The 17,101-nt window shown below is 64.5% G+C and carries 14 protein-coding genes; 10 read left to right on the forward strand and 4 right to left on the reverse strand.

Features of this window, described 5'->3' with window-relative positions; translation table 11 throughout:
- The first annotated feature begins 219 nt into the window (after positions 1 to 219).
- The 3 genes from VVT58_RS15335 (at position 220) to VVT58_RS15345 (ending at position 4,268) form a co-directional block, all read left to right on the forward strand.
- Positions 220 to 765: a biliverdin-producing heme oxygenase gene (locus VVT58_RS15335; protein ID WP_327752956.1), complete on the forward strand. Its 546-nt coding sequence runs from the start codon at positions 220 to 222 to the stop codon at positions 763 to 765.
- Positions 758 to 3,328: an HWE histidine kinase domain-containing protein gene (locus tag VVT58_RS15340; protein WP_327752955.1), complete on the forward strand. Its 2,571-nt coding sequence runs from the start codon at positions 758 to 760 to the stop codon at positions 3,326 to 3,328. The genes VVT58_RS15335 and VVT58_RS15340 overlap by 8 nt, the downstream gene beginning before the upstream one ends.
- 130 nt (positions 3,329 to 3,458) lie before the next feature.
- A complete protein-coding gene (locus VVT58_RS15345) occupies positions 3,459 to 4,268 on the forward strand; it encodes a class III extradiol ring-cleavage dioxygenase (RefSeq protein ID WP_327752954.1) in 810 nt (269 codons plus the stop codon).
- Between the two features lie 55 nt (positions 4,269 to 4,323).
- Here the strand turns inward: VVT58_RS15345 and VVT58_RS15350 are convergent, their stop codons facing one another.
- From VVT58_RS15350 to VVT58_RS15360, 3 genes are all read right to left on the reverse strand, one after another.
- Positions 4,324 to 4,860, reverse strand: coding sequence for a (2Fe-2S)-binding protein (locus VVT58_RS15350; RefSeq protein ID WP_327752953.1), 537 nt, complete (start codon positions 4,858 to 4,860; stop codon positions 4,324 to 4,326).
- Complete coding sequence (locus tag VVT58_RS15355) at positions 4,857 to 5,333, reverse strand: DUF2721 domain-containing protein (RefSeq protein WP_066560049.1); 477 nt, start codon at positions 5,331 to 5,333, stop codon at positions 4,857 to 4,859. Before VVT58_RS15355 ends, VVT58_RS15350 begins: the two co-directional genes overlap by 4 nt.
- A gap of 119 nt (positions 5,334 to 5,452) precedes the next feature.
- The gene (locus VVT58_RS15360) at positions 5,453 to 6,661 is read right to left on the reverse strand and encodes an LL-diaminopimelate aminotransferase (protein WP_327752952.1); all 1,209 of its coding nucleotides are present in this window, start codon (positions 6,659 to 6,661) and stop codon (positions 5,453 to 5,455) included.
- A 140-nt stretch (positions 6,662 to 6,801) separates the two neighbouring features.
- On the opposite strand from VVT58_RS15360, the gene VVT58_RS15365 reads away from it, so the two are divergent.
- From VVT58_RS15365 to VVT58_RS15395, 7 genes are all read left to right on the forward strand, one after another.
- The gene (locus tag VVT58_RS15365) at positions 6,802 to 8,541 is read left to right on the forward strand and encodes a class I poly(R)-hydroxyalkanoic acid synthase (protein ID WP_327752998.1); all 1,740 of its coding nucleotides are present in this window, start codon (positions 6,802 to 6,804) and stop codon (positions 8,539 to 8,541) included.
- A gap of 143 nt (positions 8,542 to 8,684) precedes the next feature.
- Entirely contained in the window at positions 8,685 to 9,590 is a 906-nt protein-coding gene (locus tag VVT58_RS15370) for a phasin family protein (RefSeq protein WP_327752951.1), read from the forward strand.
- A gap of 348 nt (positions 9,591 to 9,938) precedes the next feature.
- The gene (gene clpS / locus VVT58_RS15375; RefSeq protein ID WP_066560041.1) at positions 9,939 to 10,346 is read left to right on the forward strand and encodes an ATP-dependent Clp protease adapter ClpS; all 408 of its coding nucleotides are present in this window, start codon (positions 9,939 to 9,941) and stop codon (positions 10,344 to 10,346) included.
- Positions 10,347 to 10,454: 108 nt separating this feature from the next.
- A complete protein-coding gene (locus tag VVT58_RS15380) occupies positions 10,455 to 11,963 on the forward strand; it encodes a glycerol-3-phosphate dehydrogenase (protein WP_327752950.1) in 1,509 nt (502 codons plus the stop codon).
- A complete protein-coding gene (locus VVT58_RS15385; protein WP_327752948.1) occupies positions 11,960 to 13,426 on the forward strand; it encodes a glycerol kinase in 1,467 nt (488 codons plus the stop codon). Before VVT58_RS15380 ends, VVT58_RS15385 begins: the two co-directional genes overlap by 4 nt.
- 67 nt (positions 13,427 to 13,493) lie before the next feature.
- A complete protein-coding gene (locus VVT58_RS15390) occupies positions 13,494 to 15,275 on the forward strand; it encodes a diguanylate cyclase (RefSeq protein ID WP_327752947.1) in 1,782 nt (593 codons plus the stop codon).
- A 243-nt stretch (positions 15,276 to 15,518) separates the two neighbouring features.
- A complete protein-coding gene (locus VVT58_RS15395; protein WP_066560034.1) occupies positions 15,519 to 15,896 on the forward strand; it encodes a MerC domain-containing protein in 378 nt (125 codons plus the stop codon).
- A 70-nt stretch (positions 15,897 to 15,966) separates the two neighbouring features.
- Here the strand turns inward: VVT58_RS15395 and glpX are convergent, their stop codons facing one another.
- Positions 15,967 to 16,950 carry a class II fructose-bisphosphatase gene (gene glpX, locus VVT58_RS15400; RefSeq protein ID WP_327752946.1) on the reverse strand — a complete coding sequence of 328 codons (984 nt, stop codon included), beginning with the start codon at positions 16,948 to 16,950 and terminating at the stop codon, positions 15,967 to 15,969.
- Positions 16,951 to 17,101: the final 151 nt, after the last annotated feature.

Raw genomic sequence — 17,101 nt, forward strand, 5'->3', positions numbered from 1 at the left:
GCCATTGCCCCTCATATGTCGCTTTTAAGACTCGGGCGATGTCGCGATGCTGAACTTGTCTGTCAGCGATTTGAAAGAATCTTTTGATGCGCGATGGACATCGGTCCACGACCGCCGCACAATTTCGCTTCGCGGCGGGAATCCTGGAAATGGGACAGGAGGAAATGAAAGCTGATCCAGATCAGTGCGCCGCCCCGTGAACCACATTAGGACCGTCGAGTGACGAGAACGCCCAATGCCGGCCGCGCCCGACAAGCCTTGCGCCAAGCGACGATGGAAAGCCATCAGCGTGTGGATGACCTGTTCTCGCGTTTTTCGCTTGAGGAACGGTCCAGCTATGCCGCTTTCCTGAAGGCGCACGCCAGGGCGCTGGCCCCGCTGGAGGAGATCGCCCAGCCCGATGCGCCGCGCCTGCCGATGGTGGCGCAGGATCTCGCGGCGCTGGACGAAGCCTTGCCCACGCCCTTCGCCATTTCGATGCCCATGCCGCTGCCCGATGCCTTTCGTTGGGGCGCGCGCTACACGCTGGAAGGGTCGCGGCTAGGCGGGGCGGTGCTCGCTCGCCGGGTCGCGCCGGGTTTGCCGCATGCCTATCTGTCGGCCACGCATGACAAGGGGGGATGGGCCGATTTTCAGCGGACGCTGGACGAAGCCGCCGCCGAAGGGAGCGACCGATGGATCGACGAGGCGATTCGCGGCGCGCAGGCAGCCTTCGATCTGTTTGCGACCGCCGCCGGCGACGAAGTGGCGATCGCCCATGGCTGATGGCGGCAATATTCCGGCCGGGGATTTCGCCGTCGACCTCAGCAATTGCGACCGGGAGCCGATCCATGTGCTGGGCGCCGTCCAACCCTTCGGCTTCCTGATCGCGTTGACCGCCGACTGGCTGGTGTCGCGCGTTTCGGCCAACAGCGCCGACCATATCGGCCTTTCGCCCGAACAGATGCTGGGCCAGCCGGTCAGCGGCATCTTCAATGCGGAGGCGGTCCATTCCTTGCGCAACCGCATCACCCTGTTGCGCGGACCCGACGCGGTGGAACGCATCTTCTCGCTCACCCTGGTCGATGGGATCGCGCCGTTCGACGTGGCGGTGCATTTTTCCGGATCGCTGGTCGTGATCGAGGCGGAACCCGCCGCCCATGACGAGATGGAAGCGAGCAGCATGGTCCGCTCCATGGTGTCGCGCCTGGGCCAGACGGAGGGCATGGCCGCCTTCCTGCGCGATGGCGCGCGGCAGGTGCGGGCGCTGACCGGCTTCGACCGGGTGATGGTCTATCGCTTCGCTGATGGCGGCGACGGCGAAGTCGTGGCCGAAGCGCTCCGTCCCGGCATCGACAGCTTTTTCGGCCTGCACTATCCGGCTTCGGACATTCCGGCCCAGGCGCGCGCGCTCTATCTGCGCAACATCTTCCGCGTGATTGCCGACGTGCGGGCGAAGCCGGTTCCCGTCGTGCCGCAGCTCGACCCTTCGGGCGCGGCGCTGGACATGTCGCTTTGCCTCACTCGCGCCGTATCGCCCATCCATATCGAATATCTCGGCAATATGGGGGTGGGGGCTTCGCTCTCCATCTCGATCATCGTCGAGGGGCGGCTCTGGGGTCTGTTCGCCTGCCACCATTATGCCCCGCGGCTGCCCAGTTTCGCGCAGCGCAGCGCGGCCGAACTGTTCGGCCAGATCTTCTCGATGATGCTAGAAAATCGCGAGCGCAGCGAAACCGCCGCCTATGAGGGCAAGGCGCGGCAGGTGGCCGACCGGCTGATGTCGGCGGTCGCGCAGGACCATGACCTGCTGTCCAACGCCCGCTGGCTGGGCGATGTGATCTTCGACACCATTCCCGCGGATGGGGTCGGCGTCTATATTGACGGCCAGATGACCTTTTCCGGCCTGACCCCGGACGGGCCGAGCTTCGCCGCGATCGTCGCCATGCTGAACCAGGCGGCGGCCAGCCAGGTCTTCACCACCGACCATCTGCCGGGCCTGATGCCTGAAGCATCCGCCTATGCCGATCGGGCGGCGGGACTGCTCGCCATTCCGCTGTCGCGCCGTCCGCGCGACTATGTGGTCCTGTTCCGGGCCGAACAGCTCCGCTCCGTGCGCTGGGCGGGAAGTCCGGAAAAGCATGTCGAATATGGTCCCAACGGCCCGCGGCTGACCCCACGCAAAAGCTTTGAGGAATGGTCGCAACTGGTGCGCGGCACCGCCGTGCCCTTCACCGCCGCCGAATTGCGCGTGGCCGAAGCGTTGCGCACGGCGCTGCTCGAAGTCGTCCTGCGCCTGTCCGATTCCGCCCATGAGGAACGGCAGAAGGCGCATGAAAAGCAGGAATTGCTGATCGCGGAACTCAATCACCGCGTTCGCAACATCCTTTCGCTGATCCGGGGTCTGCTGTCCCAGACTCGCGACAATGCCCAGTCGGTCGACCAGTTCATCGACACGCTGGAAAGCCGCGTCCATGCGCTGGCCCGCGCCCATGACCAGATCACCGCTGATCGCTGGGCGCCCGCGCGGCTCTATGACCTGATCGAGGTGGAGGCGGCCGCCTATCTGGGCGAGCGCCGCGACCGGGTGAAGCTGACCGGCCCCAATGTGTTGCTCACCCCTGCGGCCTTCACGGTGCTGGCGCTGGTGATCCATGAACTGCTGACCAATGCCGCCAAATATGGCGCGCTGTCGGACAATGGCAGCGTGGCGATCGACTGGGAGGTCGACGGCGACGGCAGTCTGCTGCTTCACTGGTGCGAGAGCGGCGGCCCGGCGGTCGTCGCGCCCACGCGCCGGGGCTTCGGCTCGACGGTGATCGAACGCTCCATCCCCTATGATCTGGGTGGCCGGGCGGAGGTCAATTACCGCCTCTCGGGGGTGGAGGCGCATTTCTGCATTCCCTCCGCCCATGTCGCCTCCATCCTGCCGGACGTGGTGGGCACGGAACGCGCCAAGCCTGCGCCAGCGCCGACCCCGACGCTGCTCAAGGGCCGCAACGTCCTGTTGGTTGAGGATAATATGATCATCGCCATGGATGGCGAGGATGCGCTGCGCGATCTGGGCGCCGAAGTGATTACCGCCGCCAGCGTGGGCCGCGCGCGGGAAGCGCTTGCGATCCATGATGTCGATCTGGCGGTGCTGGACTTCAACCTCGGCAATGAAACCAGCCTTCCGGTGGCGGACCTGCTGGCGGAAAAGGGCGTCTCCTTTCTTTTCGCCACCGGCTATGGCGATGGGCTGGATTTGCCGGAACGGTTCGGTGATGTGACGCTGCTGAAGAAGCCCTATTCCGGCGCGACGCTGGCGCAGGCGATTGCCCCCGTCCTGGAAGAAGCCGAACTTTAGCCTTTTCGGGCGACCGGCCCTTCGCTCCCATGAGTGGTGGGAAGCCGCTCGATCCCGCCCACATCACTCGAAACAATTCGTTTCCACCCGCCAGCTTGCGCCCGCGCGCAACGGCTCCGATCTATGGGCCATGAGACAACCGACCCTCTTCATCCCCCATGGCGGCGGCCCGTGCTTCTTCATGGACCCCAGCGACCCCGACCGTCCGCATAGCGACCCGATGTGGCATCCGATGCAGGACTATCTGGCGAAGCTCGTTGCCACCCTGCCTGAACGCCCCAGCGCGATCCTGCTGATCTCCGGCCATTGGGAGGAAAGCTGCTTCACGGTTCACGCCGGCGAAAAGCCGGGCCTGCTGTTCGACTATTATGGTTTCCCCCCGCACAGCTACACGCTGCGCTGGGATGCCCCCGGCGCGCCCGCGCTGGCCCGCCGCGCCGCGAGCCTGCTGGAACAGGCGGGCTTCCCCACCGGCACGGAGGAACAGAGGGGCTGGGACCATGGCGTCTTCATCCCGATGAAGGTGGCGATTCCCGACGCCGACATCCCGCTTGCCCAGCTTTCGCTCCGCCGCGACCTCGATCCTGAAGCGCATATTGCCGCTGGTCGAGCGCTCGCGCCCCTTCGCGACGAAGGCGTCCTCATCATCGGTTCGGGCATGAGCTTCCACAATCTCCGGGTCCGCGGCGCGCAGGCCACCGCGCCCTCCAAGCTGTGGGACGACGCCCTGACCGCCGCCGTCACCGATCCCGACCCGGCCAGCCGCGCCCGGCGCGTCGCTGCCTGGGCCGACCTGCCGCAAGCCCATTTCGCCCATCCGCGAGAGGAGCACCTCCTTCCCCTGATGGTCGCCCTGGGCGCGGGCGGAGAGGATGCGGCGGTGCGCGATCATGCCAGCACCGTGCTGGGCTGGACCGTGTCCGGCTATCGCTTCGGTTAGCTGGCTTATTATATGAGGAGCAACCTGTTCCTGCCTTTGCAGGAACATAACGCATCTAAGGCTTTCGCAGCGCCGGAACTGCCTTGGTTGCTTCATCGGGCGTGATCCCTGAGGGCGGGACGGCGTCCACCACTTCCTCGCCCCGCATCACCCTTCCGGCGCGCTGGATCGCGCCCCGCAACCGGGGATAGATGCCGCAACGGCAGATGTTGGTCAGTGCGGCGTCGATCTCCTCGTCGCTCGGATCGCTGGTCCGCCGCAGCAGCGCCGAGGCCGTCATGATGATGCCGGGAATGCAATAGCCGCATTGCGACACATTGTCCGCCGCGAACACCTGTTGCAGCGGATGGCCCCGATCGGGCGACAGGCCTTCGATCGTGGTGACGAACTTCCCCTCGGTGGCGGCGATCGTCACCTGGCAGGACCGCACGGCCTCTCCATCGATATCGACGGTGCAGGCGCCGCAATCGCCGGTTCCGCAGCCATATTTCGTCCCGGTCAGGTTGGATGCGTCGCGCAAGGCCCAGAGCAGCGGCGTCGCCGGGTCCATGCGATATTGGACGGGCCGGTCGTTGACCGTGAATTTCGTCATGCCGCGCTCTCTTCCTCCACCTGATGGTAGAGCACTTCATTGCGGATGTGGATGGTCCGCGAGGCCAGCCGGATTTCCTGGATGAATGTGCCGAAGGCCGCCGCCTGCAAAACCATGGCCAGGATGAAGAGGATCGCGATCGGCGTGCCCAGATGCACGCCGAACAGGTTCGCCGCGAACAGCAGGATGACCACCAGGCAGACCGCGCAGGCCGACGCCACCGACAGGAAGATCGCGCCATTGACCACGCTCATCCGCCGGTCGAGCACGCGGATTTCGCTCACCATGCGGTCATGCTCCTTGCCGCGGGAGGCGAGTATCTTCTCCTCTATCTTCCGCGCCCGGTCGATGATGCGCGCCAGCCGGCCGACGCAGACGTTCAGGAACGCCCCGATGCCCGCGAGCAGGAAGACGGGCGCCAAGGCGAGCTGGATGGTCTGCGCGACCTGGGAAACCTGTGGGAGTGCGATCATGGTTTCAAACAGCGCAGAGCGAGGGAAATGGCAAGGACCGAAATGCTTCTATGGGCTGCGCGCCATCATGTCCTTGGGAATCATGCTCCTGCTTGCGCAGGAGCATGCCATCCATTCTCTCAGGCTGCGCCTTGGGCGGGTGTGTTGACGCCCATGGACTTGAGATATTGCTTGATGTTGCGCGCGGCCTGCCGCAGCCGCTGCTCATTCTCCACCATGGCGATGCGGACATAGCCCTCGCCATCCTCGCCATAGCCGACGCCCGGCGCGACCGCGACCTTGGCATGGGTCAGGAGCTGCTTGGAAAATTCCAGGCTCCCCATCTCCTTGAGGGCAGGGGGCAGCGGCGCCCAGGCGAACATCGACGCCTTGGGCGCGGGAATGTCCCATCCCGCCCGGCCGAAAGCCTCCACCATCACGTCGCGGCGCTTGTGATAAAGTTCGCGGTTCTTCTGCACGATGTCCTGCGGCCCGTTCAAGGCTGCGCAGGCCGCCGCCTGGATCGGGGTGAAGGCGCCATAGTCGAGATAGGATTTCACCCGCTTCAACGCCGCGATCAACTGCTTGTTGCCGACCGCGAAGCCGATGCGCCAACCCGCCATGGAGTAGGTCTTGGACAGCGATGTGAATTCCACCGCCACATCCTTGGCGCCCGGCACCTGGAGGATGGAGGGCGTCGGATTGCCGTCATAATAAAGCTCGGAATAGGCAAGGTCGGACAGCACCCACACCTTGTTCTCCTTCGCCCAGGCGACGAGCCGCTCGTAGAAAGCGAGGTCGACCGTCTCGGCGGTCGGATTGCTCGGATAACCCACCACCAGGATCGAGGGACGCGGCACGGTGAAGGCCATCGCCCGCTCCAGCGACTGCCAATAATGCTCGTCCGGCGTGGTCGGCACGGAACGGATGGTCGCCCCCGCGATGATGAAGCCGAACATATGGATCGGATAGCTGGGATTGGGCGCCAGCACGACATCGCCCGGCGCGGTGATCGCGGTGGCGAGGCTGGCGAGGCCTTCCTTCGACCCCATGGTCACGACGACCTCGGTTTCCGGGTCCAGATCGACGCCGAAGCGGCGGCTATAATAATTGGCCTGCGCCTTGCGCAGCCCCGGAATGCCCATGGACTGGGAATAGCCATGCGCGCTCGGCTTCTGCGCGACTTCGCACAGCTTGGCGATGACATGGTCGGGCGGCGGCAGGTCGGGATTGCCCATCCCCAGGTCGATAATGTCCTCTCCCGCGGCTCGCGCGGCGGCCCGCATCGCATTGACTTCAGCGATGACGTAGGGCGGCAGACGCTTCATGCGGTAGAATTCTTCGGACATTTGGGGCTTTCCTGAAAGCTCTCGGTAAGGAATAGTGCGTGATGCGCATTCGACGCGTCACAATCTGGCTATAACTCGCCAGCTTGCGACACGCCAGTGAAAGCGGCGAACCGGACCATGCCAGGAGGACGAAGGTGGCCATGAAAGCACAGGACATCATGGAACCCCATCTCCCCACGCTCGAAGAAATGCAGCAATGGACCCAGGTGCTCGGCCGCGCGCAGCAATTGCTGCTGGAACAGGCGGCCGGCGCGACCGGCCGCGCCTTGCCGTTCGATCCTGAAGCCGTGTCCCGCATTCAGACCAGTTTTGCCGATGAAGGGCTCGCCCTGTGGCAGCGTTTCCTCGATTCGGGCGGGCTGTTGCGCGACCAGCCCGAACCGCCGCCGCCCGGCAGCCCCGCCGCCGCCAGGGACCGGCGCTTTGCCGACCCGGCCTGGACCGAACATCCCTTTTACGACCTGATCCGGCAGAGCTATTTGCTGCTGTCGGACTATCTGATGAAGCTGGCCGATGCGGTCGACGGCGTCGATCCGAAGCAGAAGGCGAAGCTGCGTTTCGCCACCAGCGGCATGCTCGACGCCATGGCGCCCAGCAATTTCCCGCTGACCAACCCCATGGTCGTGCAGAGGACGATTCAGAGCGGCGGCGAAAATCTGGTGAAGGGTCTGCAGCATATGCTGGCCGACCTGGAAAAGGGCCAGCTCACCCATACCGATGGCATGGCGTTCGAAGTGGGGCGCAACATCGCCTCGACCCCCGGCAAGGTGATCAAGGAGACGCCGCTCTACCAGCTCATCCATTATGCGCCGACGACGGAGACGGTGCTGGAAACGCCGCTGATCATCTTCCCGCCCTGGATCAACCGCTTCTACATTCTTGACCTCTCGCCGGAAAAGAGCTTCGTCAAATGGGCGGTCGATCAGGGGCTCAGCGTCTTCCTCGTCTCCTGGAAGTCGGCCGACGCCTCGATGAAGGATCTGATCTGGGACGATTATATCCTGGACGGCCAGATCGACGCGATCGACACGGTGCGCGATCTGCTGAAGGTGCCGAGCGTCCACGCGATCGGCTATTGCGTCGCGGGCACCACGCTCGCCGCCACGCTGGCCCTGCTGGCGGCGCGGGGGGAGGCGGACAAGGTCGCCAGCGCCACCTTCTTCACCGCCCAGGTCGATTTTGCCCAGGCGGGCGATCTGACCCTCTTCGTCGATGACGAGCAGATGAAGATGGTGGAGCAGCTTTCCACCGGCGGCTTCCTTGACGGGCGTTATATGGCCGCGACCTTCAACCTGCTGCGCGGGCGCGACCTGATCTGGAACTATGTCGTCAACAATTACCTGCTGGGGCAGGATTATCCGCCCTTCGACCTGCTCTACTGGAATGGCGACACGACCAATCTGCCGGCGCGTTGGCACAGGGATTATCTGACCCAGCTCTATCGCGACAATCTGTTGGTGCAGCCGGGCGCGATCAGCGTGGCGGGCACGCCGATCGATCTGCGCCAGATCAAGACCCCTGCCTATGTGCAGGCGGGGCGTGAGGATCATATCGCTCCGCTGGAAAGCGTGTGGAAGCTGACCGAGCATCTTGCCGGGCCGATCCGTTTCCTGCTGGCGGGATCGGGGCATATTGCGGGCGTGGTCAATCCGCCGGCGGCGGGGAAATATCAATATTGGGCCTGCGACGAATCGCAGCCGACTCTGGACGCCTTTCTTGCGCAGGCGAAGGAGACCAAGGGTAGCTGGTGGCCCGATTGGATCGAGTGGATTCGCGGGCAAAATCCCGAAACCGTGCCGGCGAAAGGCGCGCGCCAGCCGGGCAAGGGCCGACTCAAGACGATCGAGGATGCGCCGGGCCGTTACGTGAAAACGCGCTGAATCATCCGCTTGCCGGAAATTTGCGGTAGTCCGCCTTTTCCTTGCGGCCATATGCATATGTCAAATTTGTTGCAGTGCACAAAAGTGCTTGCAACGGCGCTGCAAAAGCCATATTGTGCACTGCAACAAAGGGAGGTTGGTCCATGGCCGTTACCCCAAAGCCAGTGCGTAAGAAACCCGTCGCGAAGAAGGCATCGTCGACCCTGTCCGCCAGTGAGGCGCTGAAGGCCGCCGAAGCTGCGATCAATGTACCGGCGAAGCCTGCCGCGAAAAAACCGGCGCCCCCCAAGCCTGCAACCCCTGTCGCCAAACCGGCGCCAGTGGCCAAGGCCGATCCGGTGGCGGTGATCGCGGCGACCACCGCCGTCGATGCAGCGCCCGAGCCTGAACCGGTCAAGGAAGCCAAGCCCGAACCGACCCCCGTTGCACCTGCGCCGTCGCCCGTTGTTGCGGCGCCGAAGGTAGAAACGCCGAAGATTGAGCCGGTGGCAAAGGCTGCGCCTCCGGAGCCCAAGGAAGTCAAGAGCCTGCCGAAGGCCGGGCCGTCAGAGCCCACATTGCTGCCCGCCACAGAAGGAACAAAGATGATGAACGACGTGATCGAAACCGGAAAGAAGTTCGCTGAAGAAACCAAGGCCAAGCTCGAAACGGTCTATGCCGACCTGAACGAGAAGGCGAAGGTGAGCGTCGAGAAGTCGACCAAGGCGATCGAAGAGTTCAGCGACATCGCCAAGGGCAATGTCGAAGCGCTGGTCGAATCCGGCAAGATCGCGGCCAAGGGCTTTGAAACCCTGGGCCAGGAAGCTGTCGATTACAGCAAGAAGAGCTTCGAAAAGGCGACCGCCTCTTTCAAGAGCTTCTCGACCGTGAAGACCCCGACCGAATTCTTCCAGCTTCAGAGCCAGCTCTTTTCGAGCAGCTTCGACGAATTCACCAAGGAAGCGGCCAAGAGCAGCGAAGCGCTGATCAAGCTGGCCGGCGACGTGGCGTCGCCGCTGACCGCCCGCGTGACCGTGGTGACCGACAAGGTGAAGTCGCTCGCCGCCTGATCTTGCCTTCGGGCTTTGGAAAAAGGAAACGGCTTCCGCCTAGCGCGGAGGCCGTTTCTTTTTTCCGGCGAACCCAAGGCGGCACATGGCCAAAAGCTGACGAGAGATATCCGTTCGGGCTGAGCCCTTCGTCTGCCTGCCAAGGCAGGCGCTCAGGATAAACTTGCCTTCGGCAAGTCGAAGCCCTTTGCCGAGCGGAGCGAGGCTCCCATGCTTCGCCTTCGCTCAGCAAGACCCTTCGACAAGCTCAGGGCGAACGGAAACTCAAAGTCCGCCTGCCACCCATTTCCACTTTCCCAAGCCATTACTATCGAGAAGCATGGTTTACGGCCCGCCCGCCCTCTTGCCATGCAAGACCAAATCGCCATATCCTTCCGCATTATGAGCAGCATTTCGATATCGGCATATCCCGCGATGATGGCGGGCAGGGATCAGGACGACCAGGGCGACGGCTCGGGCGGTCCCAATGTCGGCATCGCTACGCGCACTCGCGCCCGGACGAAAAAGCCCTCGCTCTACAAGGTGCTGATGCTGAACGACGACTACACGCCGATGGAATTCGTCGTCCATGTCCTCCAACAATTTTTCCGCATGGACATGGAGGAGGCGACCCGCGTGATGCTGCATGTCCACCAGCGCGGCGTCGGCGTCTGCGGCATCTTCAGCTATGAGGTGGCGGAAACCAAGGTGAACCAGGTGATGGATTTCGCCCGGCAGAACCAGCATCCGCTTCAGTGCACGCTGGAAAAGGCGTAGGAGATTTTTCCTTCCCCGCGCTTCGCGCAGGGGGATTTTAAGTCAGCGCTTGCGTGCTGACGCGGCATCAAGGTTCCCCCCACCGCCCAACCACGCTAACATGCCCCCGTGACAAGGGAGACGGACCCAGCCGCCTATGACCTCGCCGTGATCGGCGGCGGCGTCAATGGCTGCGGCGTCGCCCGCGATGCCGCCGGGCGAGGGGCCAGGGTGCTGCTGCTGGAGCGCGGCGATCTGGCGCAAGGCACATCCTCCGCCTCGACCAAGCTCATCCATGGCGGACTTCGCTATCTGGAGCATCGTGAATTCGGCCTGGTGCGCGAATCGCTGGCCGAGCGCGAGCGGCTCTGGGCGATCGCGCCGCATATTATCCATCCGCTGCGCTTCGTGCTGCCCTGGGTGCCGGGTCTGCGGCCGCGCTGGATGCTGCGCCTTGGCCTTTTCGTTTACGACCATATCGGCGGCCGCCGCGCGCTGCCGCCGACGGAGGGTGTCGACCTGAGCCGCCATCCAGCTGGGCAGCCGCTGAAATCCGGCTTCGGCAAGGCCTATATCTATTCCGACGGCTGGGTAGATGATGCACGCCTCGTCATCCTGAACGCTCGCGATGCTGCCGACCGGGGCGCGGACGTCCGCACCCGGACCGAGGTGCAGCGCCTGGATCGGGAAAGCGGCGGCTGGACGATCCATGCGCAGGGGCCGGATGGATCGGCGGCGCGCTTTCGAGCGAGCGCCGTGGTCAACGCGGCGGGGCCGCTGGTCCTCGACCTGCTCCATCGCGCCCATGGCGACTCGGCGCGCCACATGCGGCTGGTGCGCGGATCGCATATCGTCGTGCCACGGCTGTTCGATCATGGCTTCGCCTATTTCTTCCAACTGCCCGACAGCCGCATCTTCTTCGCGCTGCCCTATGAGCGGGGTTTCACCCTGATCGGGACGACCGACCGCGATCATGCCGGCCCGGTCGATGATGTGCGGCCGGAGCCGGAGGAGATCTCCTATCTCTGCGACGCGGCCAATCGATATTTCAGAAAGGCGATCGCGCCGCAGGATGTGCTGTGGTCCTATGCCGGGGTGCGCCCGCTGATCGACGACGGTTCGGCCAGGCCGGAGGCGGCGACGCGTGGCTACCGGCTGGAGCTGGACGCGCCGCAGGGGGAGGCGCCGCTGCTCAGCCTGTTCGGGGGCAAGATCACCACCTATCGCCACCTCGCCGCCGAAGCGGTGGCGATGCTGAAACCTTTTCTCCCCAGCCTGTCGGGCGGCGACTGGACCGCAAAGGCTCCGCTGCCGGGCGGCGATTTCCCGATGCAGGGGCGCGATCAGCTCATCGCGGATCTGGGCTGCGACTATCCGTTTCTCGATTATGCCTCATTGCAGCGCATCGCCTGCGCCTATGGCACCCGCGCCTGGGACTGGCTGGGGACGGCGCATGGCATGGATGGGCTGGGGACTTATTTCGGCCATGGCCTGACCGAGGCGGAGCTGCGCTATCTGGTCGAGCGGGAATGGGCGATGACCGCCGACGACATATTGTGGCGCCGGACCAAGCTGGGCCTGCGCCTGGACGCGCAGCAGAAAGCGCGCGTCGAACAGTGGCTGGGGGAGGGGGCATGAGCGAGCCGCACATATTGGTGCTGGATGAAGGCACGACATCGACCCGGGCGATGCTCTATGCGCCGGACGGGCGGCGGCTAGGCATGACGCAGGCGGAGCTAACCCAATATTATCCGCAGCCCGGCTGGGTCGAACATGACGCGGCGGAGATCTGGGAGAAGACCCTGGCCTGCGCGCGCGAGATGGTGGCGCTGGCGGGCGGGGCGGACCGCATCGCCGCTATCGGCATCACCAACCAGCGCGAAACCGTGGTGGCATGGGACCGGCGGACGGGGCAGCCTTTGGCCCCTGCCATCGTCTGGCAGGACCGCCGCACCGCCGATCATTGCGCCGCACTGCGGGAGGCGGGCGAGGAGGGGGCGATCCAGCGGCGGACCGGGCTGGTGCTCGATCCCTATTTCTCCGCGACCAAGATGCGCTGGCTTCTGGATCATGCGCCTGCGGTGGTCGAGGCGGGAGACGCTCTGGCCTTTGGTACGGTCGAAAGCTGGGTGGTGTGGAAGCTGACCGGCGGTCTGCATGTCAGCGACGCCAGCAATGCCAGCCGCACCCAGTTGATGGCTTTGGACGGGACGGAATGGGATCGGGGTCTATGCGACCTGTTCGGCGTGCCGTTGCGGGCTTTGCCGGAGATCACCGACAATATCGGTGCCTTTGGCGAGACGCGGGCGGAATGGTTCGGGCGGCCGATTGCGATCCGGGGATTGATGGGGGATCAGCAGGCGGCGACCATCGGTCAGGGCTGTCTGACGCCGGGCGATGCCAAGGCGACATTGGGCACCGGCGCTTTCGTCCTCGCCCATATGGGCAGCGCCGTGCCGGTTTCGCGGCATCGCCTGCTCGGGACTTTGCTCTGCCGGCTGCCGGGCGAGACGAGCTATGCGCTGGAAGGATCGCTGTTCGTCGCGGGCAGCCTGATCCAATGGCTGCGCGACGAGCTGGGCCTGATCGCCACGGCGGCGGAAACGGAGGGGCTGGTCCGGTCGGTGCCGGACAGCGGTGGCGTCACCATGCTGCCTGCGCTGGCGGGGCTGGGCGCGCCGCACTGGCGCGCCGATGCCAAGGGCGTGATCCATGGTCTGACGCTGGGCACGAAGCGTGCGCATATCGTGCGCGCGGCGCTCGAATCGCTGTCGCACCAGATCCATGACCTGGCCGGGGCTTTCGCGGCTGACGGCGTGCCCTGGCGGACGCTGCGCATCGATGGCGGGATGAGCGCCAATGACTGGATCGCGCAGGATCTGGCGGACATTCTGGATCTGCCCGTCGATCGCCCGGCCGATGTGGAGACGACAGCCAAGGGGGCGGCGATGCTGGCGGCGGTAGGCAGCGGCCTGTTCCCCTCGCTTTCCACGGCATCGGCGGCGATGGGGGCGGGAGGGCAGCGCTTCACCCCGGCCTTGCCGGAGGACATCCGGAGGGAAAGGCTGCGGGGATGGCAGGCTTTGCTGGCCTCCGCATGATTTTCCTCTGTGTAAAATCATTATCGTGAGTATATTTTAACGATAAGCGTCTAGGGCGGTGCGGAACATGCAGACGTCTCTTCGACATCCTTCTTCCCGCCTGGCGCCGATCGCCTTGGGTTGCGCTTATTTCCTGATGGCGTCGCTGGCGCTCGCCAGTTCGCGTTTCGAAGGGGGGCTGGCGTTCATCTGGGGCGCCAACGCGTTGCTGATGGCTTATCTGCTGACGTCCCGGACCAATAGCTGGCCAGGGGCTCTTATCGCCTGCGGCGTGGCGAGCGCGCTGTCGACGGCGCTGTGGGGCATGGGGCCACTCGCCGCCGCGCCGATGGCGGGCATCAATTTGCTGGAAGCACTGATCGTCGCGCTGCTCTGCCACCGCTTCGCGCCGGGCGGCAAATTCGCCGGATCGATGCAGCCGCTGTTCGTTTTCGTCCTGGCGCTCTGCGGCCCGGCCAATCTGATCGCGGGCATGGCCGCGGCGTCTGTCGCATCGACGCTGATTCCCGTGTCCTTCGGCGCATCCCTGTTGCAATGGTATACCGGGCATGTGCTGGGCGGGCTGACCTGCACGCCGATCCTGATGATGCTGATGCAGGGCGAATTGCGGCGCTGGTTCGGCCAGACCAGCCATCGCCAAAAATGGGAAGCGCTGGGCCTGTTGCTGCTGTTCGCCCTGGCGACGGCCCATGTCTTCTATGTCGCGCGCTATCCGATGCTGTTCGCGCTGTTGCTGCCGATGGTCGCCATCGTGTTCCGCCTGGGCAATCTGGGGGCGGCGGCATCGGTCATGATCCTGGCGATCATCGGCGGCATGGCCACCATGACCGGCCATGGGCCGTTGCACATGATCCCCGGCACCCTGGGCGAGCGGATGCAGTATTTCCAGCTTTTCCTGGCCTTTTGCTTCCTGCTGTCCATGCCGATCGCGGCGGAATTGAACAGCCGCCGCCGCCTGTTCCAGATGCTGCAGGAAAGCGAGGCGCGCTATCGCGCCATCGCGGAAAATAGCGGCGACGTCGTGCTCAACATCAGCGTCGAGGGGGTGATCGAATATGCCTCGCCCGCCGCGGCCGAACAGATCGGTTGCGCGCCGGAATTGCTGGTCGGTCAGGATGCCGCCAATCTGGTCGATCCGGAGGACCGGGAACAGGTGATCGCGACGCTGGATCGGGCATTGGCCCAGCCGGGCGACGTGCAGACGGTGGAATTCCGCCCCTTCATCTCCGCCCAGGGCCGGGAATGGTGCGAGATGGTGGCGCGCGCGGTGGTCGACGAGCGCGGCCTGCCCACCGGCCTGGTCAGCACGATCCGCGACATGTCCCGGCACAAGGCGCGGCAACGCGCTTTGCAGCAGGAGGCTGCGCTCGATTCGCTGACCGGGGCTGATACGCGGCGCGCCTTCCTCGAAAAGCTGGAGGAGGAGATGCTGCGCGTTCGCCTAGGCGCGCGCGCCTGTCTGCTGCTGATCGACATCGATCATTTCAAGGCGGTCAACGATTGTTACGGCCATGGCGCGGGCGACCGCGTGCTGGCCGGTTTCGTCGAGCGGCTGCGTCCGGGGCTGCGCAGCGTCGACAGCATCGGCCGCCTGGGGGGCGAGGAGTTCGCCATCCTGCTGAGCGGCACCGATGTCGGGCGCGCGAGCATGATCTGCGAACGGCTGCGCGAAATGGTGGCGGCCCATCCGGTGCAGATCGATTCGGGCGAGGCGATTCCGGTGACGTTCAGCGCGGGGCTGGTGGGGCTGGACGGGAAAAGCGACGACCAGGCGGTGCTGGAGGCAGCGGACAAGGCGCTCTACAACGCCAAGCATAGCGGGCGGAACTGTCTGCGGCTGGCGGCATAGGGTGGAGAGCGGGCAGTTTGCTTAGCGCTTTTTCTTGAAGCGCATCGTGCTCCTGCGAAGGCAGGAGCCCAGTTCCTACGGTGCGATGATCCACAAGCGGCGGAACTGGGTTCCTGCCTTCGCAGGAACACGGATGCGCTCAATGGCAGCTAATTGGCCATGAACGTCCTTTGTTACAGCATCGCAAAAATCAGGTGATGATATGTTGTAACTTTCCTCCGCCTCGCCTATGTAGCTCACACCATGCCGATCAGCCTTCGCCAGCATTTGCTCAACGGTCGGATCGATCGCATTGCGATCGTGCTGTCGGGCATGTGTGTGGCCCATTGCTTCGGCACCGCCGTTTTGTTGGGCGTGCTGGCCTCGGCGGGCGGGATTTTCGAAAGTCCGATCTTCCATGAGACCGGTCTTGTGCTGGCGATCCTGCTCGGCGCCGTGGCGCTCGGTCATGGCGCGGTGGCGCATGGCTATATGATGCCCGCCGCCATCGGATCGCTGGGCCTGGGCATCATGGCGGGCGCGCTCACCATGGATCATGGCTGGCAGGAAAGCGCCTATACGTTGCTGGGCGTCGCGATCCTGGCGCTCGGGCACGATCTGAACCACCGCGCAGGGCGATAGGCAAGCGCCGACGCCGCGCATGAAAAAAGGGACTCGAGCGAGTCCCTTTTTCTTACCCCTTCATGATCGATCAGATCGGCTTCCGGTCCAGCCGATGCTCGCCCTTCACCCAGCGCACCGTGCCGGTGCTGGCGCGCATCACGACGCTGTCGGTGGTGAGTTTGCCGCCGGGCAGCCGCTTGACCCCGTTCAGCAGCGAGCCGTCAGTGACCCCGGTCGCGGCGAAGATGCAGTCGCCCTTGGCCAGCTCCTTGAGGTCATAGATTCTGTCGAGATCGGTAATGCCCCATTTGCGGGCGCGGGCGCGCTCGTCATCATTGCGGAACAGCAGCTTGCCCTTGAACTGCCCGCCGACGCAGCGCAGCGCCGCGCAGGCCAGCACGCCTTCGGGCGCGCCGCCCGAACCCATATACATGTCGATATTGGTTTCGGGATTGGTGGTGGCGATCACGCCCGCTACGTCCCCATCGGGGATCAGCATGATGCCGCAGCCGATGGCGCGCAATTCCGCGATCAGCTTTTCATGGCGCGGCCGGTCGAGCACGCAGACGATGATCTCATGCGGGTCGACGCCCTTGGCATTGGCGACGGCCTCGACATTCTCCTGCACCGATTTGTTGAGGTCGATAATGCCGTCGGGCAGGCCGGGACCGACCGCCAGCTTTTCCATATAGACGTCAGGCGCGTTCAGCAGCCCGCCTTCCTCCGAGATCGCCAGCACGGCGAGCGCGTTGGGACCGGCCTTGGCGGTGATGGTCGTGCCTTCCAGTGGATCGAGCGCGATGTCGATCCGGGGGCCGGTGCCGATCGCATTGCCCACCTTCTCCCCGATATAGAGCATCGGCGCTTCGTCGCGTTCGCCTTCACCGATGACGACGGTGCCGTCCATATAGAGGTCGTTGAAGGCCAGGCGCATCGCTTCGACCGCGGCGGCGTCGGCGGCCTTTTCATCGCCGCGCCCAATCAGCTTCGATGCGGCGATGGCGGCCGCTTCGGTCACGCGCACCATCTCCAGCACCAGCACACGATCGAGTATCGAGCTTGCCTGCACCATGTCGTTTCCTCTTCTATCGCTATTGTGAAGCGCGATAGGATGTCGGCCGATCCTTGTCGAGGGTGCGCTTTTCAGCAGGCCCATGCAACGGAAGCACGTTTGTCACGTTCGCAGGATAACAAGAGCAAGAACCGCTCCGTTTCTTTGATTT

It is taken from the genome of Sphingobium sp. SJ10-10 (assembly GCF_036038995.2).
Lineage (GTDB): Bacteria > Pseudomonadota > Alphaproteobacteria > Sphingomonadales > Sphingomonadaceae > Sphingobium.

What these genes read in the sequence shown, in the direction of transcription:
- VVT58_RS15340 (WP_327752955.1), top strand. Translation starts at nt 758, where the DNA reads ATGGCTGATGGCGGCAATATTCCGGCCGGGGATTTCGCCGTCGACCTC.
- VVT58_RS15345 (WP_327752954.1), top strand. Translation starts at nt 3,459, where the DNA reads ATGAGACAACCGACCCTCTTCATCCCCCATGGCGGCGGCCCGTGCTTC.
- VVT58_RS15350 (WP_327752953.1), bottom strand. Translation starts at nt 4,860, where the DNA reads ATGACGAAATTCACGGTCAACGACCGGCCCGTCCAATATCGCATGGAC.
- VVT58_RS15355 (WP_066560049.1), bottom strand. Translation starts at nt 5,333, where the DNA reads ATGATCGCACTCCCACAGGTTTCCCAGGTCGCGCAGACCATCCAGCTC.
- VVT58_RS15360 (WP_327752952.1), bottom strand. Translation starts at nt 6,661, where the DNA reads ATGTCCGAAGAATTCTACCGCATGAAGCGTCTGCCGCCCTACGTCATC.
- VVT58_RS15365 (WP_327752998.1), top strand. Translation starts at nt 6,802, where the DNA reads ATGAAAGCACAGGACATCATGGAACCCCATCTCCCCACGCTCGAAGAA.
- VVT58_RS15370 (WP_327752951.1), top strand. Translation starts at nt 8,685, where the DNA reads ATGGCCGTTACCCCAAAGCCAGTGCGTAAGAAACCCGTCGCGAAGAAG.
- clpS (WP_066560041.1), top strand. Translation starts at nt 9,939, where the DNA reads ATGCAAGACCAAATCGCCATATCCTTCCGCATTATGAGCAGCATTTCG.
- VVT58_RS15385 (WP_327752948.1), top strand. Translation starts at nt 11,960, where the DNA reads ATGAGCGAGCCGCACATATTGGTGCTGGATGAAGGCACGACATCGACC.
- VVT58_RS15390 (WP_327752947.1), top strand. Translation starts at nt 13,494, where the DNA reads ATGCAGACGTCTCTTCGACATCCTTCTTCCCGCCTGGCGCCGATCGCC.
- VVT58_RS15395 (WP_066560034.1), top strand. Translation starts at nt 15,519, where the DNA reads ATGCCGATCAGCCTTCGCCAGCATTTGCTCAACGGTCGGATCGATCGC.
- glpX (WP_327752946.1), bottom strand. Translation starts at nt 16,950, where the DNA reads ATGGTGCAGGCAAGCTCGATACTCGATCGTGTGCTGGTGCTGGAGATG.